Source organism: Mycobacterium sp. 2YAF39, from assembly GCF_052114565.1.
GTDB lineage: Bacteria > Actinomycetota > Actinomycetes > Mycobacteriales > Mycobacteriaceae > Mycobacterium.
The window spans coordinates 185822-211281 of record NZ_JBFREZ010000005.1; the positions used below are offsets into that span (position 1 = coordinate 185822).

General features: G+C 65.5%; 30 protein-coding genes. 14 read left to right on the top strand and 16 right to left on the bottom strand.

Annotated features, from left to right (window positions below; all coding sequences use genetic code 11):
* From AB4Z42_RS16245 to AB4Z42_RS16255, 3 genes are read right to left on the bottom strand one after another with little or no spacing between them, the layout of a single operon-like run.
* A complete protein-coding gene (locus AB4Z42_RS16245) occupies window positions 1-2355 on the bottom strand; it encodes an ATP-binding cassette domain-containing protein (protein WP_442010223.1) in 2355 nt (784 codons plus the stop codon).
* 3 nt (window positions 2356-2358) lie between these two features.
* Window positions 2359-2769 carry a VOC family protein gene (locus AB4Z42_RS16250; RefSeq protein WP_442010224.1) on the bottom strand — a complete coding sequence of 137 codons (411 nt, stop codon included), beginning with the start codon at window positions 2767-2769 and terminating at the stop codon, window positions 2359-2361.
* Window positions 2770-2774: 5 nt separating this feature from the next.
* Window positions 2775-3224, bottom strand: a complete 450-nt coding sequence (locus AB4Z42_RS16255; RefSeq protein ID WP_442010225.1) for a helix-turn-helix transcriptional regulator — start codon at window positions 3222-3224, stop codon at window positions 2775-2777.
* Between the two features lie 127 nt (window positions 3225-3351).
* Here AB4Z42_RS16255 and AB4Z42_RS16260 point away from each other — a divergent pair, with 127 nt between their 5' ends.
* Window positions 3352-4113 (top strand): hypothetical protein, encoded by a 762-nt coding sequence (locus tag AB4Z42_RS16260; protein WP_442010226.1) that lies wholly within the window; start codon window positions 3352-3354, stop codon window positions 4111-4113.
* Between the two features lie 14 nt (window positions 4114-4127).
* On the opposite strand, the gene AB4Z42_RS16265 is transcribed toward AB4Z42_RS16260, so the two are convergent.
* The 4 genes from AB4Z42_RS16265 to AB4Z42_RS16280 form a co-directional block, all read right to left on the bottom strand.
* Window positions 4128-4946 (bottom strand): acyl-CoA thioesterase domain-containing protein, encoded by an 819-nt coding sequence (locus AB4Z42_RS16265; RefSeq protein WP_442010227.1) that lies wholly within the window; start codon window positions 4944-4946, stop codon window positions 4128-4130.
* Between the two features lie 27 nt (window positions 4947-4973).
* Window positions 4974-5501 (bottom strand): phosphate-starvation-inducible PsiE family protein, encoded by a 528-nt coding sequence (locus AB4Z42_RS16270; RefSeq protein ID WP_442010228.1) that lies wholly within the window; start codon window positions 5499-5501, stop codon window positions 4974-4976.
* Between the two features lie 71 nt (window positions 5502-5572).
* Entirely contained in the window at window positions 5573-6187 is a 615-nt protein-coding gene (locus tag AB4Z42_RS16275; RefSeq protein WP_442010229.1) for a class I SAM-dependent methyltransferase, read from the bottom strand.
* Window positions 6184-6885, bottom strand: a complete 702-nt coding sequence (locus AB4Z42_RS16280; protein ID WP_442010504.1) for a YwaF family protein — start codon at window positions 6883-6885, stop codon at window positions 6184-6186. Before AB4Z42_RS16280 ends, AB4Z42_RS16275 begins: the two co-directional genes overlap by 4 nt.
* 34 nt (window positions 6886-6919) lie before the next feature.
* Between AB4Z42_RS16280 and AB4Z42_RS16285 the strand changes: the two genes are divergently transcribed.
* Together AB4Z42_RS16285 and AB4Z42_RS16290 are read left to right on the top strand one after the other, a co-directional pair.
* Window positions 6920-7432 (top strand): GNAT family N-acetyltransferase, encoded by a 513-nt coding sequence (locus AB4Z42_RS16285; RefSeq protein ID WP_442010230.1) that lies wholly within the window; start codon window positions 6920-6922, stop codon window positions 7430-7432.
* Window positions 7433-7460: 28 nt separating this feature from the next.
* Window positions 7461-8339: an alpha/beta fold hydrolase gene (locus AB4Z42_RS16290; RefSeq protein ID WP_442010231.1), complete on the top strand. Its 879-nt coding sequence runs from the start codon at window positions 7461-7463 to the stop codon at window positions 8337-8339.
* On the opposite strand, the gene AB4Z42_RS16295 is transcribed toward AB4Z42_RS16290, so the two are convergent.
* The gene (locus AB4Z42_RS16295; RefSeq protein WP_442010232.1) at window positions 8300-9697 is read right to left on the bottom strand and encodes a purine-cytosine permease family protein; all 1398 of its coding nucleotides are present in this window, start codon (window positions 9695-9697) and stop codon (window positions 8300-8302) included. The two genes, AB4Z42_RS16290 and AB4Z42_RS16295, sit on opposite strands and share 40 nt — an antisense overlap.
* A gap of 97 nt (window positions 9698-9794) precedes the next feature.
* Here AB4Z42_RS16295 and AB4Z42_RS16300 point away from each other — a divergent pair, with 97 nt between their 5' ends.
* The gene (locus tag AB4Z42_RS16300) at window positions 9795-11270 is read left to right on the top strand and encodes an MFS transporter (RefSeq protein ID WP_442010233.1); all 1476 of its coding nucleotides are present in this window, start codon (window positions 9795-9797) and stop codon (window positions 11268-11270) included.
* On the opposite strand, the gene AB4Z42_RS16305 is transcribed toward AB4Z42_RS16300, so the two are convergent.
* Window positions 11267-11695, bottom strand: coding sequence for a type II toxin-antitoxin system Rv0910 family toxin (locus tag AB4Z42_RS16305; RefSeq protein WP_442010234.1), 429 nt, complete (start codon window positions 11693-11695; stop codon window positions 11267-11269). The genes AB4Z42_RS16300 and AB4Z42_RS16305 overlap by 4 nt on opposite strands.
* A 395-nt stretch (window positions 11696-12090) precedes the next feature.
* On the opposite strand from AB4Z42_RS16305, the gene AB4Z42_RS16310 reads away from it, so the two are divergent.
* Genes AB4Z42_RS16310 through AB4Z42_RS16325 form a run of 4 tightly spaced genes read left to right on the top strand, consistent with a single transcriptional unit; the run spans window position 12091 to window position 16166 of the window.
* The gene (locus AB4Z42_RS16310) at window positions 12091-13194 is read left to right on the top strand and encodes an ABC transporter ATP-binding protein (protein ID WP_442010235.1); all 1104 of its coding nucleotides are present in this window, start codon (window positions 12091-12093) and stop codon (window positions 13192-13194) included.
* 53 nt (window positions 13195-13247) lie between these two features.
* Window positions 13248-14444: a polyamine ABC transporter substrate-binding protein gene (locus AB4Z42_RS16315; protein ID WP_442010236.1), complete on the top strand. Its 1197-nt coding sequence runs from the start codon at window positions 13248-13250 to the stop codon at window positions 14442-14444.
* A 4-nt stretch (window positions 14445-14448) separates the two neighbouring features.
* Window positions 14449-15324 (top strand): ABC transporter permease, encoded by an 876-nt coding sequence (locus AB4Z42_RS16320; RefSeq protein WP_442010237.1) that lies wholly within the window; start codon window positions 14449-14451, stop codon window positions 15322-15324.
* Window positions 15321-16166, top strand: a complete 846-nt coding sequence (locus AB4Z42_RS16325; protein ID WP_442010238.1) for an ABC transporter permease — start codon at window positions 15321-15323, stop codon at window positions 16164-16166. The genes AB4Z42_RS16320 and AB4Z42_RS16325 overlap by 4 nt, the downstream gene beginning before the upstream one ends.
* On the opposite strand, the gene AB4Z42_RS16330 is transcribed toward AB4Z42_RS16325, so the two are convergent.
* On the bottom strand, window positions 16163-16513 hold the full coding sequence (locus AB4Z42_RS16330) for a hypothetical protein (RefSeq protein WP_442010239.1): 351 nt from the start codon (window positions 16511-16513) through the stop codon (window positions 16163-16165). The genes AB4Z42_RS16325 and AB4Z42_RS16330 overlap by 4 nt on opposite strands.
* A gap of 43 nt (window positions 16514-16556) precedes the next feature.
* On the opposite strand from AB4Z42_RS16330, the gene AB4Z42_RS16335 reads away from it, so the two are divergent.
* Complete coding sequence (locus tag AB4Z42_RS16335; protein WP_442010240.1) at window positions 16557-16757, top strand: hypothetical protein; 201 nt, start codon at window positions 16557-16559, stop codon at window positions 16755-16757.
* A 7-nt stretch (window positions 16758-16764) separates the two neighbouring features.
* On the opposite strand, the gene AB4Z42_RS16340 is transcribed toward AB4Z42_RS16335, so the two are convergent.
* Window positions 16765-17637, bottom strand: coding sequence for an EamA family transporter (locus AB4Z42_RS16340; protein ID WP_442010241.1), 873 nt, complete (start codon window positions 17635-17637; stop codon window positions 16765-16767).
* A gap of 83 nt (window positions 17638-17720) precedes the next feature.
* Here AB4Z42_RS16340 and AB4Z42_RS16345 point away from each other — a divergent pair, with 83 nt between their 5' ends.
* A complete protein-coding gene (locus tag AB4Z42_RS16345; protein ID WP_442010242.1) occupies window positions 17721-18641 on the top strand; it encodes a LysR family transcriptional regulator in 921 nt (306 codons plus the stop codon).
* A 3-nt stretch (window positions 18642-18644) separates the two neighbouring features.
* On the opposite strand, the gene AB4Z42_RS16350 is transcribed toward AB4Z42_RS16345, so the two are convergent.
* From AB4Z42_RS16350 to AB4Z42_RS16360, 3 genes are all read right to left on the bottom strand, one after another.
* Complete coding sequence (locus AB4Z42_RS16350; RefSeq protein WP_442010243.1) at window positions 18645-18878, bottom strand: hypothetical protein; 234 nt, start codon at window positions 18876-18878, stop codon at window positions 18645-18647.
* Window positions 18865-19098, bottom strand: a complete 234-nt coding sequence (locus AB4Z42_RS16355; protein ID WP_442010244.1) for a DUF6400 family protein — start codon at window positions 19096-19098, stop codon at window positions 18865-18867. The genes AB4Z42_RS16350 and AB4Z42_RS16355 overlap by 14 nt, the downstream gene beginning before the upstream one ends.
* 131 nt (window positions 19099-19229) lie before the next feature.
* Window positions 19230-20624, bottom strand: coding sequence for a xylulokinase (locus AB4Z42_RS16360; RefSeq protein ID WP_442010245.1), 1395 nt, complete (start codon window positions 20622-20624; stop codon window positions 19230-19232).
* A 52-nt stretch (window positions 20625-20676) separates the two neighbouring features.
* Between AB4Z42_RS16360 and AB4Z42_RS16365 the strand changes: the two genes are divergently transcribed.
* From AB4Z42_RS16365 to AB4Z42_RS16380, 4 genes are all read left to right on the top strand, one after another.
* On the top strand, window positions 20677-21228 hold the full coding sequence (locus tag AB4Z42_RS16365) for a dihydrofolate reductase family protein (protein ID WP_442010246.1): 552 nt from the start codon (window positions 20677-20679) through the stop codon (window positions 21226-21228).
* 49 nt (window positions 21229-21277) lie between these two features.
* The gene (locus tag AB4Z42_RS16370) at window positions 21278-21784 is read left to right on the top strand and encodes a DUF6328 family protein (protein WP_442010247.1); all 507 of its coding nucleotides are present in this window, start codon (window positions 21278-21280) and stop codon (window positions 21782-21784) included.
* A gap of 36 nt (window positions 21785-21820) precedes the next feature.
* Window positions 21821-22777, top strand: a complete 957-nt coding sequence (locus AB4Z42_RS16375; RefSeq protein WP_442010248.1) for a DoxX family membrane protein — start codon at window positions 21821-21823, stop codon at window positions 22775-22777.
* A gap of 106 nt (window positions 22778-22883) precedes the next feature.
* Complete coding sequence (locus tag AB4Z42_RS16380; RefSeq protein WP_442010249.1) at window positions 22884-23375, top strand: RDD family protein; 492 nt, start codon at window positions 22884-22886, stop codon at window positions 23373-23375.
* A 10-nt stretch (window positions 23376-23385) separates the two neighbouring features.
* Here AB4Z42_RS16380 and AB4Z42_RS16385 read toward each other — a convergent pair whose 3' ends face one another.
* A complete protein-coding gene (locus tag AB4Z42_RS16385) occupies window positions 23386-24861 on the bottom strand; it encodes a GntP family permease (protein ID WP_442010250.1) in 1476 nt (491 codons plus the stop codon).
* Window positions 24858-25376, bottom strand: coding sequence for a gluconokinase (locus AB4Z42_RS16390; protein WP_442010251.1), 519 nt, complete (start codon window positions 25374-25376; stop codon window positions 24858-24860). Before AB4Z42_RS16390 ends, AB4Z42_RS16385 begins: the two co-directional genes overlap by 4 nt.
* Between the last annotated feature and the right edge of the window lie 84 nt (window positions 25377-25460).

Consider the following 25460-nt stretch of genomic DNA (forward strand, 5'->3'; position numbering starts at 1 on the left):
TCAGGTGCCGACGTATTTCGCGAGATGTTCGCCGGTCAGTGTGGACCGCTTCGACACCAGGCCGGCAGGCGTGCCCTCGAAGACCACCCGGCCGCCGTCGTGGCCGGCCCCCGGGCCGAGGTCGACGATCCAGTCCGCGTGCGCCATCACTGCCTGATGGTGCTCGATGACGAGCACCGACTTGCCGGAGTCGACGAGGCGATCGAGCAGGCCGAGCAGCTGCTCGACATCGGCGAGGTGCAGACCCGACGTCGGTTCATCCAGCACGTAGATTTCGCCCTTGTCGCCCATCTGAGAGGCGAGCTTTAGCCGCTGGCGCTCACCGCCGGACAGTGTGGTGAGTGGCTGACCGAGTGTCAGGTAGCCGAGTCCGACATCGGCGAGCCGTTCCAGGATCCTGCGCGCGGCTGGGACGGCCGCTTCGCCGGTGTCGAAGAATTCGAGCGAGTCGGTCACCGACATCGCCAGGACCTCGGCGATGTTGCGACCACCGAACGTGTGCTCGAGGACCGACGCTTGAAACCGCTTGCCCTCGCATTCCTCGCACGGCGATTCCACCGTGGCCATGACACCTAATTCGGTGAAGATGACGCCGGCGCCGTTGCATGCCGGACATGCACCCTCCGAATTGGCGCTGAAGAGCGCCGGTTTCACCTCGTTGGCCTTTGCGAACGCCTTGCGGATCGGGTCCAGCAGCCCGGTGTAGGTCGCAGGGTTGCTCCTGCGCGATCCGCGGATGGGCGCCTGGTCGATCACCACGACGCCGTCGCGGCCGGCGACCGAGCCACTGATCAGCGAGCTCTTGCCGGAACCTGCGACGCCGGTGATCACGCAGAGCACGCCCAGCGGGATGTCGACGTTCACCTTCTGCAGGTTGTGCGTCGAGGCACCACGGATCTCCAGAGCTGCTGACGACGAGCGCACCTGGTCCTTGAGCGCTGCGCGATCGTCGAGGTGGCGACCGGTGATGGTGTCGCTCCCCCGTAGCCCGTCGATCGTGCCCTCGAAGACCACCTGGCCACCGTCGGTGCCCGCTCCGGGGCCGAGGTCGACGACATGGTCGGCGATCGCCATCACCTCGGGCTTGTGCTCGACGACCAGGACGGTGTTGCCCTTGTCGCGTAGTTGCAGCAGAAGGTCGTTCATCCGCGCTATGTCGTGCGGATGCAGGCCGACGGTCGGTTCATCGAAGACGTATGTGACGTCGGTGAGCGCCGATCCGAGATGGCGAATCATCTTGACGCGCTGGGCTTCACCACCGGACAACGTTCCCGCCGGGCGGTCGAGGGACAGGTAGCCCAGCCCGATGTCGACAAATGAGTCCAGGGTGTGCTGCAACGACGCCACCAGTGGAGCCACCGACTTGTCGTTGATCTTGCCGATCCAGACGGCCAGATCGCTGATCTGCATCGCAGACACATCGGCGATGCTGTGGCCCGTGATCTTCGACGACCGAGCCGTGTCGGAGAGTCGCGTGCCGTCGCAGTCGGGGCATGTCGTGAACGTCACCGCCCGTTCCACGAACGCACGGACGTGCGGTTGCATCGCCTCGACATCCTTGGCCAGGAACGACTTCTTGATCTGTGGGATCAGACCCAGATACGTCAGGTTCACTCCGTCGATCTTGAGCTTGGTCGCCTCCTTGTGCAGCAGGGCGTCCAGTTCCTTCTTGGTGAACTTGCTGATCGGCTTGTCGGGGTCAAAGAAGCCGCAGCCGTTGAAGATTCGCCCGTACCAGCCCTCCATGCTGAAGCCGGGGATGGTGAGCGCACCCTCGTTGAGTGACTTGCTGTCGTCGTACAGCGCGGTGAGGTCGATGTCGTTGATCGAACCCCGGCCCTCACACCGCGGACACATCCCGCCGACGACGTTGAACTCGCGGCGTTCCTTGACCGTTCTGCCGCCGCGCTCCATCGTCACCGCCCCGGCGCCACTGATCGAGGCGACGTTGAACGAAAACGCCTGCGGCGAGCCGATGTGCGGCTTGCCCAGCCTGCTGAACAAGATGCGCAGCATCGCACCCGTGTCGGTGGCGGTGCCGACCGTGGAGCGTGGGTCGGCGCCCATGCGCTGCTGGTCCACGATGATCGCCGTCGTGAGCCCCTCCAGAACGTCGACCTCGGGCCGCGCCAGCGCCGGCATGAACCCCTGGACGAAGGCGCTGTAGGTCTCGTTGATCAACCGCTGCGACTCGGCTGCGATCGTGTCGAACACCAGCGAGCTCTTACCCGAGCCCGACACCCCGGTGAAGACGGTGAGGCGGCGTTTCGGCAATTCGACGTCGACGTCCTTGAGGTTGTTCTCGCGGGCGCCGTGCACGCGGATCAGGTCGTGGCTGTCTGCGGTCTTCGCCATCGTTTAGGGGAGCTCCTGGATACGGACCATGTTGCCTGCGGGATCGCGCAGCGCGCAGTCACGCACACCGTAGGGCTGCTCTGTCGGCTCCTGAACGATCTCGGCGTCGCCGGCCTGGACACGCTCGAAGGTCGCGTCGAGGTCCTTGGTTGCCAGGTTGATCTGGGCGTAGGTGCCCTTGGCCATCATTTCGGCGATGAGGCGGCGCTCATCCTCGGTGAGGCCCGGCGTGGCGGTCGGCGGATACAGGACGACGTTGGTGTCGGGCTGGTTGGGAGGTCCGACGGTGATCCAGCGCATCTTTCCCTGTCCGACGTCGAGGCGGACTTCGAAGCCGAGAGTGTCGCGGTAGAACGCCAGGGAGGCATCCGGGTCGTCGTGCGGGAGCATGCTGGAGTGGATGGTGATGAACATGGCGCTCACGTTATGTGCAGCGCTACGGCAGGCGCTTCTCGATTCCTGATCGGTCTGGTGATCTGTTTCTCCACACAGTGAGGTAAGCCTGTCGAAGCATCGGCCGTCTGTGCGCGGTACGTGCTGGGCGGTACGCCGACCAACTCGGTGAAACGGGTGCTGAACGTGCCCAGCGAGGAGCAGCCGACGGCAAAACAGACCTCGGTCACGGACATCTCGCCGCACCGCAGCAACGCCATCGCACGCTCGATGCGCCTGGTCATCAGATAGGAATACGGGGATTCTCCGTATGCGCTCTTGAACTGGCGCGATAGGTGGCCGGCCGACATATTCACGCCACGCGCGAGCGCCTCGACGTCGAGCGGCTGGGCGTATTCGCGGTCGATCCGGTCACGAACCTTGCGCAGGAGCTTGAGGTCTCGCAGGCGCTGTTCTTCCGCCGGCCCGCTGGTCATGCACGAGATCGTACGTCGCGTTGAGCGGGTTGCCGATGCCGCCATTGAATGTTCTTGGTGCCGACCGGTTTTCAGGTCGAGAATCTTAGGTGTCTGAGCGTGCCGCTGAGGACGGTAAAATGCGTGCATGGCCGAGAGCGTTGCCCTGTGGGGAAGGGATATCGACGAGTCGACGGCCGAACCTGACGGTGCGCACGTCACCGACGGGCAACACGACCCGAACACCGCGCCGATTCCAGTGGTCAGCGACGATTCGGGCGGCTACGACCCCCAGGGCGACTACAACGTCCAGTTCGTCGATTTCGACGAGCCAGGCGGCTACGTCAAGGACCAGTCCAGCTACCTCGAGGAGACGGTCGAGCCTGTTGCCTCCGCAGAGCCCGTCATCGACCGCCGACCCTCCGCCGGAAGCACGCTGACGTTCAAGCCCGCCCGCGCGCCGTGGTACCGCACCAGGCGCGGTCTGATCGTCCTGATCGCCGTCATCGCCGTCGCGGTGGTGCTCGCCATCATTCCCATGCTGCTACGAACCCCCGGCCCGAGTTCCGAGGAGCCGGCGAACGTGACACCGACGACGGAACAGGTACCCAGCAGTGTCGCGCCGACGACCGGCGGCACGGCACCCACGCTCACGAGCCAGCCCGCACGACCATCCGCTCCGCCACCGCCGCCGGCTTCACCGCCACCGCCGCCTCCACCACCACCGGCGCAGGACGCCCCGGTATACGTGCCTCAATATCAAGCGCCGCGCGGCGGGTCGGCCTCGGACGGACCACAGATCGGCGTCACCCGCGCACCGATCAGCGTGGCGCCGAAGCCCGTGACGCCGCCTTCGACGGCCGAAGTCGGTGTCGACGGCGGCAATGGCAACTGGCACAGGCGCTGGTAGTCAGGCGGACCGCACTATTCGTAGTCGAGGCCGCGCTTCTCGAATGACCTGGTCGTGAAGTCGATCTGGGCGGCGGGGTTGGCGACCGCGGTCGTCATGCCCGATCCGAAGGCCCCCTGGTGATCGAATAACGTTGCCGTCCCGACGGCTATACCGTCCGACGCCCAGTGCGAATCGCCCTGGATGCTGATCCAGTCGTCGACCGGCAATCGGGACAAGGCCACCGTCAGATCACCATTGATATAGCCGATGCCTTCGGTGCCGAGGTTGGTCACGAGGCTGGTCGCCTCGGCGACGATCGCGGCTCGCACAAAAGGCGAGATCTTCTCCCCCGCAACGACATTGAGGCCCCCGTAGAAGAACGTCTTGCGTGAATCGTTCTGGTGCGCCGCCGGAGTGCGGGTCCAACCGGCTTCGCTGCCGACGAACGGCATCATCTGGTCGTCCGGGGGTGGCGGCGACGGCTGCGGCATCGTTGCGGCCCACTGACGACCGGGTGGCGGCGACGAGCGTCGGTACTGAACCAATGTCGCACGCGCGACGGCCCGACCGTCTTGAAGCACATCGCATTCCGCGCTGCGCACCCGGCGGCCATCACGAACCACCCGTACATCAACCCTCGTCGGGGTGGAGCGGGCCGCCCGGAACAGGTCGACCGTGAGGCGAGTCGGCAAGAAGTCGGGCGATCCGACATGGTTCTCCAGCACCTGCGCTGCCAGGCCGACGACAGCGGGGCCGTTGAGATGATCGTCGCCCCAATGGCTCAGCGCAAAGCGGGTAGGCGTGAACTCGCCGTCCTGGGTTTGCGTGAAATGCGCAGCTTCGGTGGCCATTCGCGCATCCTCGCACAGCGCCGCACCTCAACCGGAAGTGGCGTCTTCCTCGTCGCGGGCTTCTTCTTCGGCCGGGTTGTCGTCGCTGCGCCGTCGCTCACGCAACACGTACGCCGACAACGCGAGCACGAGCACGGCCACGCCCAGCACCGCGACCTCGACGATCGCACGCGAGAACTGCGGCCCATCCTTAAGCAGTGTGGCGGCTTCAACGGACAGCACCACGATCTCCTTGATGCAGGCCAGGATTCCCACAATGAGGAACGGCTCCGCGACGATCTCCCGCGACCGAAGGCACGAGCGGACCGCGTACAACAGCTCGACGAATATGAAGATCAGCAAGAGGCCGTCGAGGACCTCCAACATGACGATCTTGGCCGGTGAGGTCCGCAGGCCCAGCATCGTGTGGAACTGCGCGACGAGCAAGGCGATGGACCCGCTGACGAGAACGACGGCGATCGCCCAGTACACGACGTCTTCGAGAAACCCGAGCACACGGTCGGCGAATCGCTGACGTTCCTCCTCGTCGCCATCGCCCTTCGCCGCTTCGGCCATGCGCCACCTCCGGATCGATGCCCCGTCACGTGAGGTACCCCCGGGTCGACGGTGCCAATCCCTGCCAACACCTACGGCCGGGTGGCGCTGACCGCCCACACCGCATGGCGGCCCCGCCCGGGTTGATCGACGACCACGTCGGCGAAGCCCGCTGTGCGGCATTGGGCCGCAAATGATTCCGCCTGCTGGTGCGTCCAGCCATGGCTCGCGAGGCCCGTCGCGCCCGGTTGCACCCGGCGTTCGACGGCGAGCAGGCGCCCGTTCGGCGCCAGGAGCCGGTGCGCTTCGCCGAGTCCCTTGCCGACGTCCTGCCAGTGGTGCACGGTCGCCAACGACCACCAGACCGTCGCCGACCCGTCCGGCCGCGGCACGTGCTCGGCCGTGCCTTCGACCCATTCGACACCCCGAGCTCGCGTGACGATGCGGGCCAGCCGCAACATCACCGGCGAGGGATCGACGCCGGTCACTGTGGCGCCACGGCGCGCGGCTTCCCGCACCGCGCCACCGGGACCGCTGCCGACATCGATGACCCGGTCGCCGGCCGAGACGTCGGTGACCTCGGCCGCCAGTCGGGCGTTCGCCCGCCCCCTCAACAGCAGGATCACGCCGACGATCGCCCCGGTTACACCCGAAAAGCCGGGGTGGTCGGCGTGATGGTTGACTGGTGACGGCTCTGGAACAGTCATCGTGATCTCCCATCGATTCGGCGCAGCCGTTCCCACGGCCAGGTCATGGCCGCCCACACCGCTGCCACGAGCACCGCCCCCACCAGCACGTACCACGGCCACGGGCCCATCACATCCAGCAATGACGCGATTCCGGGTTTCCCGTTGAGGAAGCCGTAATTGCTTCCGGCGATGCTGTTGAACGTCATGGTGACCACGACCCACATCACGGACACCACCACCACGAACCGGTAGCTACGCCAGTTTGTCCGCATGCCCCGGCCCCAGGTGAGATAGATCGCGGCCCAGACGACCAGCAGATGAATCGACCAGAATCCGAGGAACTGGTAATTCGGGAAGTCCGGTCCGGTCAGCACCGGCGAGATCAACGCCTGCACGCTGAGGACCAGGCCCCAGTAGTAGGTCAGCACGTAGGCCCAGTGACGTTGCGACCACATGGCGTAAGCGGTGACCACGGTCGCCAGATCGGTCAGGTGCAGCGGTACCGACCACCGCAGATCGGGCGGGATCAGCGCGTTGACGAACGCTGCTGCGTAGATGACCGCCGTGACCACGCCGACGATCCGACCGAACCGGCGCGCCTGCCGTTCGGTCTGCCTGCGGCCCAGCCACACCAAGGCCACCGCGCCCACCACGAAGACGGCCAGCACGACCCAATGCGACGGGCCGTACGGCGTGAATTCGCCTTGTGTGGTGATGCCACAATTCTGGCCGCTGCATTAGCGTTGCGCGATGGCAACCGACTGGCAGATACTCCCGGCAGGCGTTGGGGAGTTACACCTCGTCGCGCCGCTGTGGGTGGCCGTGCATCACCGCCACGCGGAATCGATGCCGCAACTCGGCCCGTACGTCAGCGATGCGCAGACATGGTCGGTGCGTCGCGCACTGTACGAGGAACTTCTGGCCAAACCGGACACCCTGTTGCTGATGGCGTTCGTCGACGACGCAGCCGTCGGATACGGGCTGGCACATGTGATGGCCCTCGCCGATACCTGGATCCCTGACACCTGGGAGACCGGGTCACGCATCGGCGAAATCGAATCGCTCAGTGTCCTGCCACCGTTGCGCGGCAGCGGGCTCGGCTCCGAGCTGCTCACCCGACTCGAGGATCACCTGCTCGGCCTTGGCGTCGACGATGTGATCCTCGGCGCATTACCAGGCAATAGTGACGCGATCCGGCTCTACGAACGTCGGGGTTATCAGGCCACTTGGCTTTACCTGTCCCGGTTTCGGGGTAGACACTGACCGGACATCATTAAGGGGCCGAATCCACATGGATGAGATGAAGTATCTCCAGCTGCACGGCGATCGCGTGGCTTACCAGGATGAGGGCACGGGACCCGAAGCGTTGCTGCTCATCCACGGTATGGCGGGAAGTTCCCACACCTGGCGTGCGGTGATCCCCCAGCTGGCGCGCAGGTACCGGGTCGTGGCGCCGGACCTGCTCGGCCACGGCCAATCCGCGAAGCCGCGAGGCGATTACTCGCTCGGCGCGTTCGCGGTCTGGTTGCGGGACCTGCTCGACGAGTTGGAGGTTTCGCGGGCGACGATCATCGGCCAATCGTTGGGCGGCGGCGTAGCCATGCAATTCGTCTACCAGCATCCCGACCTGTGTGAACGGTTGGTCCTGATCAGCAGCGGTGGCCTGGGTCCCGACGTCGGCTGGACACTTCGAATGCTCTCAGCACCCGGGGCCGAGCTGATCCTGCCGGTCATCGCGCCCCGCCCCGTTCTCACTGCGGGAAACAAACTTCGATCGTGGTTCTCCACGGCGGGCATTCAATCGCCCCGCGGTGCCGAGATGTGGAGCGCCTATTCATCTTTGGCCGATTCCGAGACGCGACAGGCGTTCTTGCGGACATTGCGCTCGGTCGTCGATCATCGCGGTCAGGCGGTCAGCGCGTTGAATCGGCTGCATCTCACCTCGGATCTGCCGACGATGGTGATCTGGGGCGATCAGGACCGCATCATCCCCGTCGAGCACGGCTACGCCTTGCATGAAGCGCGGGAGGGCAGCAGGCTCGAGGTGCTCGAAGGCGTCGGTCATTTCCCGCACGTCGAACGGCCGGGCGATGTCGTCGATCTGATCGACGACTTCATTCACACCACCGGTCACAATGCTGACGCGCGGCGCCTCCCCCACAATCGGTAACCGCCGTAAAGTGTCGCGGCGACAAGAAGATTGACGAAATAGGCGACATCGGCGCCGTGCCACGCGACGGCGACCGGCCCCTGGAATATCGAGGTGTTCATGAACGGGACCGCGGCCCCGTATGCCACCACGAACACGATCAGCGCAACGGCGGCATCGCGTCGATCTGTCGGTTCCTGTGCCGGGTCGATGCTGGCCCGTCCGCGGATACGCAACGCCCAGTCGATCACGACCACGGCGACGAACGCGGGAATCCAATAGCTCACCAGCAGCAGCACATCGGTGAACCGTGTCGCGGTGTCGGCCGAGTGCAACCAGAGGATCAGCGAGAACGCCAGCGCGGTGACGATCACTGCCGACACCGGGCGTCGGACCTTCACCCCGATCGTCTGCAGCGCGAGCGATCCGCTGTAGTCGTTCATGACGCCGGATCCGACTGAGGCAACTGCGATTATCAGCAACGTCAGCGCGCCCAGCACCCCGCCGCCCATCACCGAACGCAGTCCTTCCGCGGTGTGCTCAGCGATCGTCCCGGCCGCCGCGATGCCGATGGCCTGCACAAAGATGTACGCCGACACGATCCCTGCGAACGTGAAGCCGAAAACCCGGGCACGCGACGAATGCGCGGGCAGATATCGACTGAAGTCTGCGGCATAGCTGGCCCATGACACCGCCAAGCTGAAGGCGACGGTGACTTCGAGCACGAACGCGCCGACGAGATCAGGGCCCGACACGGCCGCCGGCGTGACGATGTCATGTCCGCCAACGAGTTTCACCGCGAACACCACAAAGGTGGTGAACAGGACGACGGTCAGGACCGCCTGCAAACGGTGGATGAGCTCATAGCCGAAGAAGCCGACCGCGCCCTGTACCCCGAGGACTATCAGGACAGCGATCCAGAACGGGATGTCGAGTAATACGGCAAGGGCTTCCCCACCGAACAATCCGACAAGCGCATCCCACGCGATCGACGAGAGCCACTGCAACGCAGCGGGAAGCACGACACCGCCGCCGAACGCCATCCGCGAGTTCGGCAGCTGACCGGTGCCGGTCCTCGGGCCCCATGTCGACAGGTAGCCGACGACAAGCGAACCCAGGACGGTTCCGATCACCATCGCCAACAGGCCCAGCCAGAATCCGAGGCCGAAAACGATTGCCAGCGTTCCGGTGAAGACACCGGTCATGTTGACCTGCGGCGCAAACCACACCGTGAACAACCTGCCGGGAGTGCCGTAGCGCTGGTCTTCGGTGATTGGCGTGATGCCGTGCGTCTCGACCGACAGGTCACCGGCACCGGAAGGACGGTTGCCGCTGAATGTCGACTCCGTGAGGGGGCTCGATGTGCTCTGTTGTGACATGTGGCTATTCGATCACGTGCGGGCACCCGTCAGCCCGCTGCGGGTCTAGGCCCATAATCGATGAGAACCAAAGACGAGCTAACGAACGGGGTGGTGCGTGGTCGAGACCGGTGCGACGCGGTCGACCACGTCCAACGATGCGAGTGGGCGGCACAGGCTGCTGGTCGCGGGTTTGAGCATCGTGGTGCTGACAGTCGCGGTGTTGCAGACCGCCGTCGTCCCTGTGCTCGGGATCATCGCCGACCAGCTTCACGCGTCCGACGTCGGCGTCAGCTGGGCGGTCACCGCCAACCTGCTCGCCGCGATCGCCGCGACACCGTTGATCGGCCGACTCGCCGACCTGCACAGCAAGAAGCAGGTCCTGCTGAGCGTCCTCGTCGTCGTACTCCTCGGTTCGCTGCTCGCTGCCACGACGACGTCGCTGCCGTTGCTGATCATCAGCCGAGTACTCCAGGCCGCCTCCTTCGCCCTCTACCCGGTGGGCATTGCGATCTTGCGTGAGGAGCTATCCCCAAATCGGCTGATGTCGGCGATGGCGGTGCTGTCGGGCACGCTGGGTTTCGGCGGCGGCAGCGGTCTCGTGGTGGTGGGCCTTCTGATGAGCGGCAACGCGGGCTACCACCGGGTGTTCTGGTTGACCACCGTGTTCACCGCCGCCGCCATCGTGATCACCCTCTTCGTGATCCCGCGAAGGCCGCGCGGTGTCAGCGGGACCATCGATTGGCTCGGCGCGATCGGGCTGGCATTGGGTCTGTCGACCGTCCTGCTGTCGCTCACGCAGGGGCAGTCATGGGGCTGGACGTCGCCTGCGACGTTCGGATGTGGCGTGGGCGGTGTGGTCGTCCTCCTCGGCTGGTGGCGGTGGGAACGGCGTGTCAAACAACCGCTGGTCTCGACGGAAATGCTGCGGCGCCGCCCGATCCTGCTCACCAACCTCGCCACCGTTTTCGTCGGGATGGGTCTGTACTTCGCCTTCCTCGGCTTGACTCAGTTCGTCCAAATCCCGAGGGAGGCCGCGGGTTACGGGTTCGGTGCGACCGTCTTGGAGGCCAGCGTCGTCTTCCTGCTCCCGGGCGTGGCCGTTGGCTTCGTCATCGCCTTGTTCAGTGGGAGGTTCATCGACCGCTTCGGGGCTCGCCCGGTACTGCTCGTCGCGGCCGTCGCAGGGATCGCCGGGTTCCTGTTGGCGGCGTTCGTCCATTCGCAGGCGTGGCATGTGATTGTCGCCGGCGTCCTCGCCAACGCCTACATCAGCCTCGGTTACGGCGCCCTGCCCGCACTGGTGGTCAACGAGGTCGACGCCAGCGAGACCGGTGTCGCCACGAGCATGAACGCAATCGCCCGAACGATCGGCAGTTCGACGGCGGCGGCTCTGGTCGCGGTGTTGCTCAGCAGGCTGGCGGCCGGTACGGGTGTGCCCATGGAGAGCAGCTTCTTCGCGATCTTCATCGGCGGCGCCGCGACCGCGACACTGGCGATGGTGCTCATCGCATTTTCGAGGCTGGGCACACCGCCGCCGGAATCCGTCGAGGCGCGCTACGAATCCCGCGCCATGAACCACGAATGGGGTTAGCGCAGGGCGGCCAGGTTCGTCACTGAGCGGCGGACGTCGGACTCGAGGACCTTGGCCACCAGGTTGCCGACGCGTGTGTTGAGCAGGCCGCCGGTGAGATCGGCGATCACCTGAAAAGTCGAACCCGCTTCTTCGTCCTTCACGCACAGGCGCAGTGCGATGCAGACGGCGGGCTTACCGCGGCCGACCATCTCGATCGCCTTGGGTTCGTCGTAGCGGGTGACCCGCCAATGGATGATGTTGCGGAAACCCTTCACCTTGATCGCCGACGACACGCTGGTGCCGACCTCGACCTGCGTCGGGACCTCGCTCCTCCACCCGCCGAAGATGGTCAGCCACTCGTCGAACCGGCTCAGATCCGACGCGAGCTTCCAGGCGTCCTCCGGGCTGAGATCGGACGATACCGAGACATCCACCGTGGCCATGCCACTTCATTACCCGGGTTAGCGCCAGGGGTAAACGAGCGGGCGGAATTCTGCGACCTGGGGTCCAACGGCTGCGAAACTGGGGTGGCGCCCCTTGTCGCCACCCCCGCAGCCGGCTGCCCTGACAGCCCGGCCGTGGGCGGTTACGCTCACTTCAGCGGATTCTGGCGGTTTCCCGCGTCGGTGACAAAGGATTCCATTGTCGAAATGTAAATTCGTTGCGGAATCGCTTGCGCAGGTCCGCTTGATCGGCGATTGTTTTATCCACAGCTCCGGGGGGCTGCTTTAGAGGAGGATCCGCTCTGACCGGCTCACACACCACCGCCGTAGACCAGCCGACGGGACAAGACGGGGCCAGCCGCGCCAAGGGCGGCCCGGTCATCGAGATCGACCATGTGACGAAGCGCTTCGACGACTACGTCGCGGTATCCGACGCGGATTTCTCCATCGCCTCGGGCGAGTTCTTCTCACTGCTCGGTCCGTCGGGCTGCGGGAAGACGACCACGCTGCGGATGATCGCGGGTTTCGAGACGCCGTCCGAAGGCGCCATCAGGCTCGAAGGCGCCGACGTGTCGCGGGTGCCGCCGCATAAACGCAATGTCAACACGGTGTTCCAGCACTATGCGCTGTTCCCGCACATGTCGGTGTGGGACAACGTTGCGTATGGCCCGCGGAGCCGCAAGAAGGACAAGACCGAGGTACGCAAGCGGGTCGACGATCTGCTCGAGGTCGTCCGGCTGACCGACTTCGCCAAGCGCATGCCCGCGCAGCTGTCGGGCGGGCAACAGCAGCGTGTGGCGCTGGCGCGCGCCCTCGTCAACTACCCGAGCGCGCTGCTGCTCGACGAACCGCTCGGCGCCCTGGACCTGAAACTGCGCCACGCCATGCAGTTCGAGCTCAAGCGGATCCAGCGCGAGGTCGGCATCACGTTCATCTACGTGACGCACGACCAGGAGGAAGCGCTCACGATGAGCGACCGGATCGCGGTCATGAATGCCGGCAACGTCGACCAGATCGGGACGCCGACCGAGATATACGACCGTCCCGCAACGGTGTTCGTCGCCAACTTCATCGGGCAGGCCAACCTGTGGGCCGGTCGCCAGATCGGCCGCACCGATCACGACTTCGTCGAGGTCGAGGTTCTCGGAACGACATTGAAGGCCCGCCCCGGCGACACAGCGATCGAGCCCGGCGGTCACGCGACGCTGATGGTGCGGCCGGAACGCGTCCGGGTGTCGATGGACGCGCCCACCGGCGACGTGGCCACGGTGCAGGCGACGGTCAAGGACCTGACGTTCCAGGGCCCCGTCGTGCGGCTGCAACTTGCGGCGCCCGACGATTCGACGATCCTCGCGCACGTCGGCGCCGAGCAGGACCTGCCGCTCCTGCGGCCGGGCGACGGGGTGCACGTGTGCTGGGCGCCGGAAGCCTCGCTGGTCCTTCCCGCCGCGGACATCCCCACCGCCGAAGACCTCGAAGAGATGCTCGACGACTCCTGACCGGCTCGATCGTTTCCGTCCCCTCTTTCACATCGACGAAAGGCACAGTCGCCATGCCCTCCAAGAACATCGACGCGATCGACCTCGAACTGGCGGCCCGGCTCGCCGCCAGTAGAACCTCACGTCGACGGTTCATCGGCGGGGGTGCGGCGGCCGCCGCGGCGCTCGCCCTCGGCCCGTCCTTCCTTGCCGCGTGTAGTTCGGACGGCGGTGGGTCCGGCCAAACGGCTACGCAGGACAGCGGACCCGCCAGCGGCACACTGCGAGTCTCGAACTGGCCGCTGTACATGGCCGACGGTTTCGTCGCCGCCTTCCAGACCGCGTCCGGTATCACCGTGGACTACAAGGAAGACTTCAACGACAACGAGCAATGGTTCGCCAAGAACAAGGAACCGCTGTCACGCAAGCAGGACATCGGCGCCGACCTCGCGGTGCCGACCACGTTCATGGCGGTGCGGCTGCACCAATTGGGCTGGCTCAACGACATCAGCGATGCGGGCTGGTCCAACAAGAAGAACCTGCGCCCAGACCTCCTCGAGGCGAGCGTCGACCCGGAGCGAAAGTACAGCGCGCCTTACATGTCCGGTCTCGTTGGCCTGGCCTACAACCGCGCGGCGACCGGCCGCGACATCACCAAGATCGACGACCTCTGGGATCCCGCGTTCAAGGGCCGCGTGAGCCTGTTCTCCGACGCGCAGGACGGGCTCGGAATGCTCATGCTGTCGCAGGGTAACTCGCCTACGGACCCCAGCACCGAGACGGTGACCAAGGCCGTCGACCTGGTTCGCGAGCAGAACGACAAGGGTCAGATCAGGCGCTTCACGGGCAACGACTATGCCGACGACCTCGCGGCGGGCAACATCGCTGTCGCACAGGCATATTCGGGTGACGTCGTGCAGCTGCAGGCGGACAATCCCGACCTTCAGTTCGTCGTCCCCGAATCGGGCGCGACCACGTTCGTCGACACGATGGTCATCCCCTACACCACCAAGAACCAGAAGGCCGCCGAGGCGTGGATCAACTACATCTATGACCGGGCGAACTACGCCAAGCTGGTCTCCTTTGTCCAGTACGTGCCCGTGTTGTCGGATATGACAGAAGAACTCGAGAAGATCGATCCCGCCGCGGCGAAGAATCCTCTGATCAACCCGTCGAAGGAAACCCTCGACAAGTCGAAGGGCTGGGCGCCCCTGACCGACGAGCAGACGCTGGAATACAACACGCTGTACGCAGCGGTCACCGGCGGCTGACCGGATGGCAGGTGTAGCAGCCAGCGGCAGACAACGGAGCAAGATCGCTCCCTATCTGATGGTGCTGCCGGCGCTCGCGTACCTCGGAGTGTTCTTCGTGGTCCCGTTTTTCACGCTGGCGCGGACGTCGCTGTCATCGTCCGGCGGTTCGGTGTACATGCCGACGTTGGAGTTCGCTTGGGACTTCGGCAATTACACCGAGGCCTTCACCGAGTACCGCGAGCAGATTCTTCGATCGTTCGGCTACTCGCTGGCGGCGACGCTGCTGTGTGTGCTGCTGGCCTTTCCGCTGGCGTACGTCATCGCGTTCAAGGCGGGCCGTTACAAGAACCTGATCCTCGGTCTGGTGATCCTGCCGTTCTTCGTGACGTTCCTGATCCGCACGATCGCCTGGAAGACGATCCTCGCCGACGAGGGTTGGGTGGTCACCGCACTCGGCCACATCGGAATGCTGCCCGACGAGGGCAGGCTGCTGTCCACCAGCTGGGCGGTGATCGGCGGCCTCACCTACAACTGGATCATCTTCATGATCCTGCCGCTGTACGTCAGCCTCGAGAAGATCGATCCACGATTGATCGAGGCGTCCAAAGACCTCTACTCGTCGAACGTGCGCAGCTTCACGAAAGTTATTCTGCCGCTGTCGATGCCCGGCGTGCTGGCGGGAAGCATGCTGGTCTTCATTCCGTCGGTCGGTGACTTCATCAACGCCGACTATCTGGGAAGTACGCAGACCACGATGATCGGCAACGTCATCCAGAAGCAGTTCCTCGTGGTCAAGGACTACCCTGCCGCAGCGGCTCTGAGCCTCGTGCTGATGGTCATCATCCTCGTTGGTGTCTTGCTGTACACCCGCGCGCTCGGCACGGAGGACCTCGTATGACCATCGCCGCCATGGAGTCCGCCACCAGCCCCAAACCGGCGAAGACCGTCAAGGGCACCCCGCGATGGGGCGACCTCCTGCTGCGGGGCGCGGCCGGATTGGTGTTGCTCTACCTGTTCCTGCCGATATTCGTCATCGTCCTGTTCTCGTTCAACAAGCCCGCGGGCAAGTTCAACTACACCTGGCACGGCTTCACGCTGCAGAACTGGGCGCATCCGTTCAAGTACCCACCGCTGACCGAAGCGCTCAAGCTGAGCCTCAACGTGGCCGCCGTCTCCACCGCCATCGCGCTGGTCCTCGGCACGTTGGTGGCGATCGCGCTTGTGCGGCAACGCTGGCGGGGCCAGAAGGCCGTCGACACCTTCCTCATCCTTCCGCTCACCGCTCCGGAAGTCGTGATCGGTGCGGCACTGCTGACGCTGTTTCTCGACTTCGGGTGGGCCGCGGGCTACACGACCATCCTGATCGCGCACATCGCCTTCGAGGTCAGCTTCATCGCAATGACCGTTCGGGCTCGAGTGCGAGGTTTCGACTGGACGCTGGAGGACGCGTCGATGGACCTCGGCGCCAGCCCGATGCGCACGTTCTTCAGAGTGACGCTGCCGCTGATCGTTCCGGGCATCGTCGCAGCCGCGATGCTGTCGTTCGCACTGTCGCTGGACGACTTCATCATCACCTATTTCGTCAGCGGGTCGACGGTGACCTACCCGCTTTACGTGAACGCCGCCGTCAAGGCAGCGGTACCGCCACAGATCAACGTGTTGGCGACCGCGATCCTGGTGATCAGCCTGGCTCTCCTCGCAGCCGGAACACTGCTGCGCCGCAAGAGGTTCGAGGGCTAGGTCAGTCTGACGGCGACCGAGACGCCGCCGTTGGGATCGCGGTTGGCGATCGCGTGGCCGGTACGGTCGCGGCCGTCGAACTTCAGCAGGGTGATCTCGCCGCCGTCGCCGAGGAAGTTGCGCCACCATGTCTTGTTCTGTGGCGACATGACATTGATGATCAGCCCGTCAGCGGTGCGACGGTAGCCGACCGGGGTCTCGATGGTCGTGCCCGAACGCCGTCCGACGTAGCGGATGTTGATGATTCCGCGTCGCACCACAGACCCGATGACCGGCGCATCGATGAGGCCGACGAAGAGCTTGTTCATGAGTCCGGCGATCGGCGAACCGAAGAATCCGCGTGCCACGTCGCGAACGCTACCAGTGCGCTGGTCGTGCTACTTTTTCGTCATGGCAGACGCTGGTGGCCAGATGCCTTGGTGGAAGATCATCGCGATTCTGGTCGTGGTCGCCCTCGTCGTGGGCGCCGTCATCGGACTGTTGGGCAGCCTGCTGGGCTTCTCGACGACGTGGGCGGGTGTCGGTGTCGGCGCCGCGCTGGGCGTCGTCGCCGCCACGTTGCTCGCCCGTCGTCGCAACCAGGCGCCCTAGCAGCGCGTCAGGAACCGACCTCGGCGGGCACAGCCGGCGGCGTACGGGCGCCCGAGCGCGCAGCGCCGATCCCGGCGAGCACGACGAAGCAGATCCCGACGATCCCTCCGACACCGGGCACCTGGTGCAAGACGATGAGGCCGACGATCATCGCGAACGCGGGCTCCAAAGCCATCAGCGTGCCGAACGCGGCAGTGGTCAAGCGCCGCAACGCCAGCAGCTCCAGCGCGAACGGCACCACCGGCAGCAGGATGGCCAGGCCGATGCCGATCAGGAGGATCTCGGGAGTCATCCGCTCGAACACCGCGGGGCCGACCGTGACTGTGGCCACCAGACCTGCGACGGGCATCGACACCGCCAGACCGTTGATGCCCGCGACCTGATCGCCGACGCGCTGGGTGAGCAGGATGTAGGTGGCCCAGCAGACGGCCGCGCCGAGCGCGAACATCACACCGACGGGATCGATGACACCGGCCCACGGCTGGGTGAGCAGAACGACGCCCAGCGCTGCCAGCCCCGGCCACACAAATCGCTGCCTGCCCTTGCCATGTGCCACGGCGACGCAGAGCGGACCGAGGAACTCCAGTGCGCTGGCGGTGCCCAGCGGAATCCGGTCCAGCGCCGCCATGAACAGCAGCGTGATCGCCGCGGTGACGACGCCGAGCACGACGCACATCGCGAAGCTGGATCGCGTGAATGCCGATCGCTTGGGTCGCACGATCAGCAGGAGCAGAACTCCGGCCCACGCCAGCCGTAGCCACGCCGCGCCTTCGACACCGATCCGGTCGATCAGCGTCACCGCGATCGCGAGGCCGACCTGAACGCAGAACATCGACCCCATTGCCATGACGGCTCCGGTGCGCGCCTCGTTCGTGTTCACTCCTGCATTGAACGGGAGAGCTACCGTTCACGTCCACGTGATTTTCGTGGACATACCGTTCGGAAATCGTGAACAATTGCGGGATGGACACCCGGCGGCTGCAGCTGTTGCTTTCGCTCTCGCGCCTGGGCTCGATGCGCGCGGTGGCCGACGCGCATCACCTCACCACGTCGACGGTGTCTCAGCAGATCGCCGCCCTCGCAAAGGAAGCCGGCGCACAACTGATCGAACGTGACGGTCGCCGCGTTCGGCTCACCCCCGCAGGCCTGCGGCTCGCAGACCATGCGGTCACGATTCTCGCCGCGATCGACAGCGCGCGCCTGGACCTCGATCCCGGCGCCGAGCCGTCAGGGACGGTGCGCGTCGGCGGATTCGCCACCGGTATCCGGGTGTCGCTGCTGCCGATCGTCGCCGACCTTGCCGAACAGTTTCCAGACGTGCGTTTGGTGATCAGTGAGTATGAGCCCATCGAGGCGTTCTCGCTGTTGACCGACGACGACCTCGACCTGGCGCTCACCTACGACTACAACCTGGCGCCCGCCTCGCCCAACCAAGTGCTTCAGGCCGAAGCGTTGTGGTCGATCACCTGGGGGTTGGGCGTCCCGTCGAGCTTTCCCGACGGGCCCGCCGATGTCGGCGGGTATGCGGAAGAGACGTGGATCGTCAACTCCCGCAATACAGCTGACGAAACCGCCGTTCGTACGCTGGCGTCGCTTGCGGGTTTCGCGCCCCGCATCGCGCATGAGATCGACAGCCTGGACCTTGTCGAGGACCTGATTGCCGACGGCTTCGGCGTCGGCCTGTTGCCCATCGGCAGGCCGACGAGCAGGGGCGTCAAGGTGCTTCCTCTGTCGAAACCCGAGGCCGTGCTGACCGCCTATGCGGTGACACGCCGAGGTCGGGCCGACTGGCCGCCGCTGCGGGCTGTTCTGGACCGGATGCGACCTCCGCCGGGAGCCGCACTTCCGCGTCCGCAATGGCCTCGCCCGGAGGCGGACAACTAACGGTCAGGCCGCGCGTCGCTGTCGCCACGCACGTTTCCGGGTGTCGGTCGACCAGAGGTAACCGCAGTCGGAGCATTGCAGGTGGACCACCATGCCCTTGTTGCTCAGCAGGTACTGCCAGTGTGTCGCGCAGTTCTTGCGTTGGTGGCAGTCGTCGCACTTGGCGGCGTGGTCGCAGCACGGGCAGGGCAGCCACGCCCGGCGTCCGCGGTCGGCGGTGGGATCAATCGGCAGCACGGGTCACCGTCCGATCGGGCAGGACACCAGCGCGGACGAGGTCGTCGTAGATCCGTTGCTGTTCGGCGTCGAGGCCGGAATACAGCATCTCCTCGGCAAGCTGCTCCTCGGCGAGGACAGCGATCGGGTCCCAGTCCTCACCGAGCGCCTCGAGCACGGCGCTGCGTCGTCGCGCCTCGTCGAGCGTCAGGTCATAGGTGAACTCAAGACCAGGCCTCATGGCACCTCCGGCCGTCCATGGCGAATTGAACGGTAAGGGTGTCCTAATTACACGAGGTCAGACAATGATCTAGGTCACAATTTTCGGCTGGAGTTCGTCACACGTTTCGCGGCTCGCCATTCCGTCGAAGGTCACTGCCCCAGTGTCAACGGCTGCGCGGCGCGGTACTGCTCGAGCACGTCCGGTGTGGGATCGGCGGTGTACGTCGATGTTTTTCCCGTTGCCCACGCCGGCGGCGAAGCGTCCTGTGAGAGCGTCCAAGCGGCCTGCCGGGCGGCGCCCAACGCGACGTATTCCGCTGGTGTTGGCACATGTACGGACGCTCCCCAGAGTGCGGGCGCGATCTCCCGCACCGCCGCCGACCGCGCTCCCCCGCCCACCAGGATGATGCGATTCACGTCGACGCCATGCGCGGTGATCCTGTCGATGCAATACGCCATCGAGCTGAGCAGACCCTCGACGGCTGCGCGAGCGACGTTGGCGGCATTGAGATTTCGGGTGGTCGCACCGTGCAGCGCACCCGCGGCTCCCGGCAGGTTCGGCGATCTCTCGCCCTCGAAGTACGGCACCAGCGTGAGTCCCCCGGCGCCGGCCTGCGCCGAGATCGCCAGCCGGTCAAGCTCGTCGAAGTCCACACCGAGCATTGACGCCACGGCGGCAAGCACAGGGGCGCCGTTGAGCGTGCAGACCAGCGGCAGTTGCCGCCCGGTGGCGTCCGCGAAACCCGCCACGATTCCATCGGCATCATGCGGGGCCACGTCACCGACCGCGCTCACCACACCCGATGTGCCGAGCGAAACGATGCAGTCACCCGGCTCCGCGCCCAGCCCGAGGGCCGCGCCCGCGTTGTCCCCTGCGCCCGGCCCGAGCACCGCACCCGTCGGCGTGCGTCCTGCCTCCTTCGAAGGACCCAGTACGGCGGGAACTTCCGGTCGCCGTCCCCGCATCGCGATCTCGAGCAGATCGAGTTGATAATCGCCGGACTCTGCCGAGTAGTAACCGGTTCCGCTCGCATCGCTTCGATCGGTGCGCAGATCGGCGATGTCGGCCGATCCGCTCAGCCGCCAGGTCAGCCAGTCGTGCGGAAGGCACACCGCCGCAGTCGCATCCGCGTGCGCGGGTTCGTGATCGGCGAGCCAGCGCAGTTTGGCCGCCGTGATCGCCGCGACGGGCACCACGCCGACGCGCTTGGCCCACTCGTCCGCACCAAATTCGGCCAGGAGCGCATCCGCCGCGTTGCTCGAGCGAGTGTCGTTCCACAGCAGCGCATCTCGTACAGCAGCGCCAGTGCTGTCCAGGCACACCATGCCGTGCTGCTGCGCGCCGACCGACACCGCCGCCACGTCATCGAGGCCACCTGCGGCGGAGATGGTCGTCTGCAGCGCCGACCACCACCGCTGCGGAGCGATCTCGGTGCCGTCGGGGTGCGGCGTCGTCGCCGTGCGGACGACTGTGCCGGTGTCCGCATCGCAGATGACGACCTTGCAGGACTGGGTGGATGAGTCGATACCCGCGACGAGAGCCACGCAGCCGACGCTACGCCGATGAGTTCCGCACGCGCATCAGGTCTACCCCTACATGCGAAAGCTCGTAATCACCCAGAACATCACCGTAGACGGCGCTGTCGAGATGCTCGGCGACTGGTTCGACCCCCAAGTCGCCGACGACGATCTGGTCGCCGAGACGCGCCGGCAGGATGCCGAGGCCGATGCGTTGCTCGTGGGCCGTCGGACCTTCGAGGACTTTCGCAGCTACTGGCCCCATCAGACCGATGACGCCACGGGGATCACCGCCTACCTGAATCAGGTGGCCAAATACGTGGTGTCCTCGACGATGACAGACCCGGGGTGGGAGAACTCGACCGTGCTCGCGGGCGATCCCGTCGAACAGACCAGCACGCTGAAGTCGCGGCCCGGCAAGGACATCGTGCTGACGGGAAGCATCAGCCTGGCGCACGCGCTCATCGCCGCGGGCCTTGTCGACGAATACCGCTTGTTCGTCTACCCGACGGTTCAGGGCGGCGGTCGGCGGTTGTTCCCCGACGGCGCGGTTTTTCCGAGGCTGGAGCTGGTCGAAGCGCCCAAGTCGTTCACGTCGGGCATCACGCTGTTGCGTTACCGCGCGGCGTAACCGGCCCCAATCCGGCGCAGGCGGTCAGCGGCGGTGGAACAATTGCCGTGTGGCCAGCGAACACCCGAACGTCGACGAACGTTGGGACGATGACCGCAACGAGACGGAAGCTCAACGGCTGGACCGCAACTGGTCGAGCCTGCTGCAGGAGTTGCGTGTCGCCCAGACCGGCGTCCAGCTGCTGACCGGGTTCCTCCTCATCCTGCCGTTCCAGCCACGCTTCACCGGACTGGACGCCGTCATGCGCGTGGTCTACCTCGTGACGGTCGGTTGCTCGCTCGGGGCGACGGTGTTGTTGGTCGCTCCGGTCAGCATGCATCGGGTGTTGTTTCGACGCCACCAGCTGAAGACGTTGGTGGCCGTCTCCCATAAGTACGCCGTCGTCGGGACCATGCTGCTGGGCACCGCGCTCTCGGGGGTCGCAGTGGTGATATTCGACAGCGTTGTCGGCAGAACCGGCGCCTGGATCGCCGGTGGATGCACCTTGGCCGCGCTCATCTGTTTCTGGTACGCGCTCCCTCTGCGGGATCGGCGCTTCCGCGACCCCTCTTACTGAAGTTTGTGACCAGACGGGCCGGGGAACACCCCGTCCATGTTGATCCGACGTGTTGCCCGTCCGATGTTGTCTGCGATCTTCGTCGCCCGCGGTGTCGATGCCCTGCGTAGTCCCAAACCGGCCGCCGATGCGGCCCGGCCCACACTCGACGGACTCAGCAAACTGCCTGATCCCGTCGGTCCCAACGTTCCGTCCAATGCGGAGACCGTCGCCCGTGTGAACGCCGGTGTGCAGATCGGTGGCGGCCTGCTGCTCGCCACCGGCAAGCTACCGCGGCTGGCGTCGGTGGCACTTGCGCTCAGCGTCGTACCCGGCAGCCTTGGCGCACATAGCTTCTGGAACGAGTCGGACCCACAACGCAAGGCCGACGAACGTCGCGCCTTCCTCACCGACATCAGCCTCATCGGCGGGCTGATCATCGCCGCCGTCGACACCGAGGGCAAACCGTCGCTGGGATGGCGCGGCCGCCGTGCAGCACACAAGGTGTCCGACGCCGTCAGCGCCGCGTTGCCGGTCGGCGCCGCGACCGGCGGAGCCCTTGCCGACAGCCAGCTCGCCGAGAAGGTGGGACACGGCCTGCAGGTCGGTGCCGAGCGCGGTCGTGAACTCGCGCAGGTCGCACGCGAACGGGCCCCGGAGATCGCCGAGGTCGCACGTAAGCGCGGTTCCGAACTGGCCGACGTGGCCCGCGAGCGCGGATCGGAACTCGCCGATGTCGCACGCGAACGGGCCCCGGAGATCGCCGAGGTCGCACGTAAGCGCGGTGGAAAGCTGGCCGATGTTGCTCGCGAACGCGGCGCCGAAATCGTCGATGTGACGCGTGATCGCGGCTGGGAATGGGCAGATGCGGCGCGCGATCGTGCACCGGAACTGGCGGATGCCGCACGCGACCGCGCAGCAGATCTCGCCGATACGGCGCGCACACAGGGACGTAAGCAGGTCAAGCAGGCCCGCAAGCAGATCAAGCAGGAACGCAAGCGCCTGAATTCATGATCATCGCGCGCTGAACAGGCGCGTCCCGTCAGTTTCGGCGGTAAGTTGACTCCACCATCCCCGCGGTTGGATCCCCCGATCGCGCAGCGGACATGAGGAGTGCGAGATGACGACCCCCGACTACAACCCTCAGCCGGGCCAATACGGTGAGCAGGGCGCCTACCCGCCCCCCGCCGGCGGCCAACCCGGTGGACTGCTCGTTCGCTGGCTTGCCCGCATCATCGACGGCATCCTCGTCGCGATCGTCAGCTATGCGTTGGTCTTCGCCACGGACTCGTGGTCCAACGTCATGGTGACCGGATTGTTCACCGGTGTGCTCACGTTCGTGTACTTCCTGGCCTTCGAGCTCGCCATCGGCTCGACGCCGGGCAAGAAGCTGCTGGGCCTGAGCGTCCGCGGCCCGGGCGGTGCACCCAAGCCGACGGCCGCTCAATCGGCGATCCGCAATTCGTGGACGCTGTTGCCGATCATCCCGTTCATCGGTGGGTTGCTTGGTGTCATCGCGATCATCGTCATCGCGGTGACCATCAACGGCAGCCCGACCAAACAGGGCAAGCACGACGAACTCGCAGGCGGCACTCAGGTCATCAAGGGCTGACGCCCGGGGATCATATGAAGATCCCGAGCAGCAGCACCAGGATCAGGCCGGTGACCGAAAGCACCGTCTCCATGATCGACCACGACTTGATGGTCTGACCGACGCTCATCCCGAAGTACTCCTTCACCAACCAGAACCCGGCGTCGTTCACATGGGAGAAGAACAGCGACCCCGCACCGACCGCCAGCACGATCAATGACACCTCACCGGTGCTCATACCCTCGACGAGTCCGAGCATCAACGAGGACGCGGTGATGGTGGCGACGGTCGCGGAACCTGTAGCGAGACGGATCAATACGGCGAGCACCCAGGCGAGAAGAATCGTGGAGACGCCGGTGGTTTTCGCCCAGTCCGCGAGCATCGTGCCGATGCCGGTGTCGACCAGAACCTGCTTGAAACCGCCACCCGCGGCGACGATCAGGATGATGCCCGCCACCGGCGGAAGCGACGTCTCGATGCACTTGACGATCTGATCGCGTGTCATCGCCGCGCCGCGGCCCAGCGTGAACATGCCGACGACGACCGCGATGAGTAGCGCGACCAGCGGTCGGCCCAGGATGTCGAAGGTCTGGCGGACGACGTGGGTCTCGTCGTCGATGAAGATGTCGACCAGCGCCTTGCCCATCATCAGCGCGACGGGCAACAACACCGAGAACATCGTCATGCCGAACGAAGGCCGCTGCCGGGTGGACGTCCTGGTGGACGTCGTCGTATCGCCCTCGACCGAAGCCGCAGCCGTCCCGCCGCCGCCGTCGCGCGAGAAGTCGTCGGCGTCGAAGCGGTCGGGCACGTCGAGGACCACCCATTTGCCTGCCAGACGGCCGAACAGCGGACCGGCCACGATGACCGTCGGAATCGCCACGGCCACACCCAATGCGAGCGTGATGCCCAGGTCGGCGCCGAGCAGGTCGATCGCGGTCAGCGGTCCCGGGTGCGGTGGGACCAGCCCGTGCATCGCCGAAAGACCCGCCAGGGCCGGGATTCCGACGGTGATCAGCGACAACTGGGACCGCTTGGCGACCAGATAGATGACCGGCATCAACAGCACGAGACCGATCTCGAAGAACATCGGCAACCCGATGATCGCGCCCACCAAGGCCATTGCCCACGGCAAGGCGCGCGGTGAGGCATGTCCGACGATGGTGTCGACGATCTCGTCGGCTCCGCCCGAATCGGCGAGCAGTTTGGCGAACATCGCACCCAACGCGATCAGAATGCCCACCCCCGCCGCGGTGGTGCCGAATCCGTCAGCGAAGGAGTCGAATACATCCGCGAGGTTGTTCCAACCCTGCGCGACGATACCCACGGTGATGGCGCCGAAGATCAACGCCAGGAAAGGGTGAAGTTTGGCGACCGTGATCAGCACGACGATGAGCGCGATACCCGCCAGCGCCGCCACGATCAACTGCCAACCGGCTGCGACTGGTTCGGCCAACTCTGTGTCGGCCGCCAGGGTGGTGATCGCCAGCCCAATATCTGAAGTCATCGATTCTCCTGTTCGGTTGCGCGCGTATCGGTTTGGGCGACGTAATTTTCGACGATGGAATCGATGCTCTGGTCGACGTCGATGACTGTGCCCCGTTCGTCATCAGCGAGAGGTTCCAGCGTTTCGAACTGAGAGGCCAGCAGCGATGCCGGCATGAAATGACCTGGGCGGCTGGCCTGGCGTTTGGCGATGACCTCGGGAGTGCCGCTGAGATGGAGGAACTCGACATCCAGGCAATGGCGCCGAAGCTGATCGCGGTACTTGCGCTTCAGCGCCGAGCAACTCATCACCCCGCCGGTGTCGCACCGCTCGGCCAGCCACTCCCCGATCGCTTCCAGCCATGGGTACCGGTCGTCGTCATCGAGCGCTTGGCCGGCGGTCATCTTGGCGATGTTGGCCGGCGGATGAAAGTCGTCGGCGTCGGCGAAGGGCACCCGGAGGCGCTGCGCGAGTGCCGCGCCGATCGTTGATTTACCCGAACCGGAGACGCCCATCGCGACAATTGGTGACGCCATCATTCCCACCTACCCCATTGTGCTTGACGTCACACAGCATGCATCAATGATCATACGATTACAAGTATCTTTCGGAATCGTATG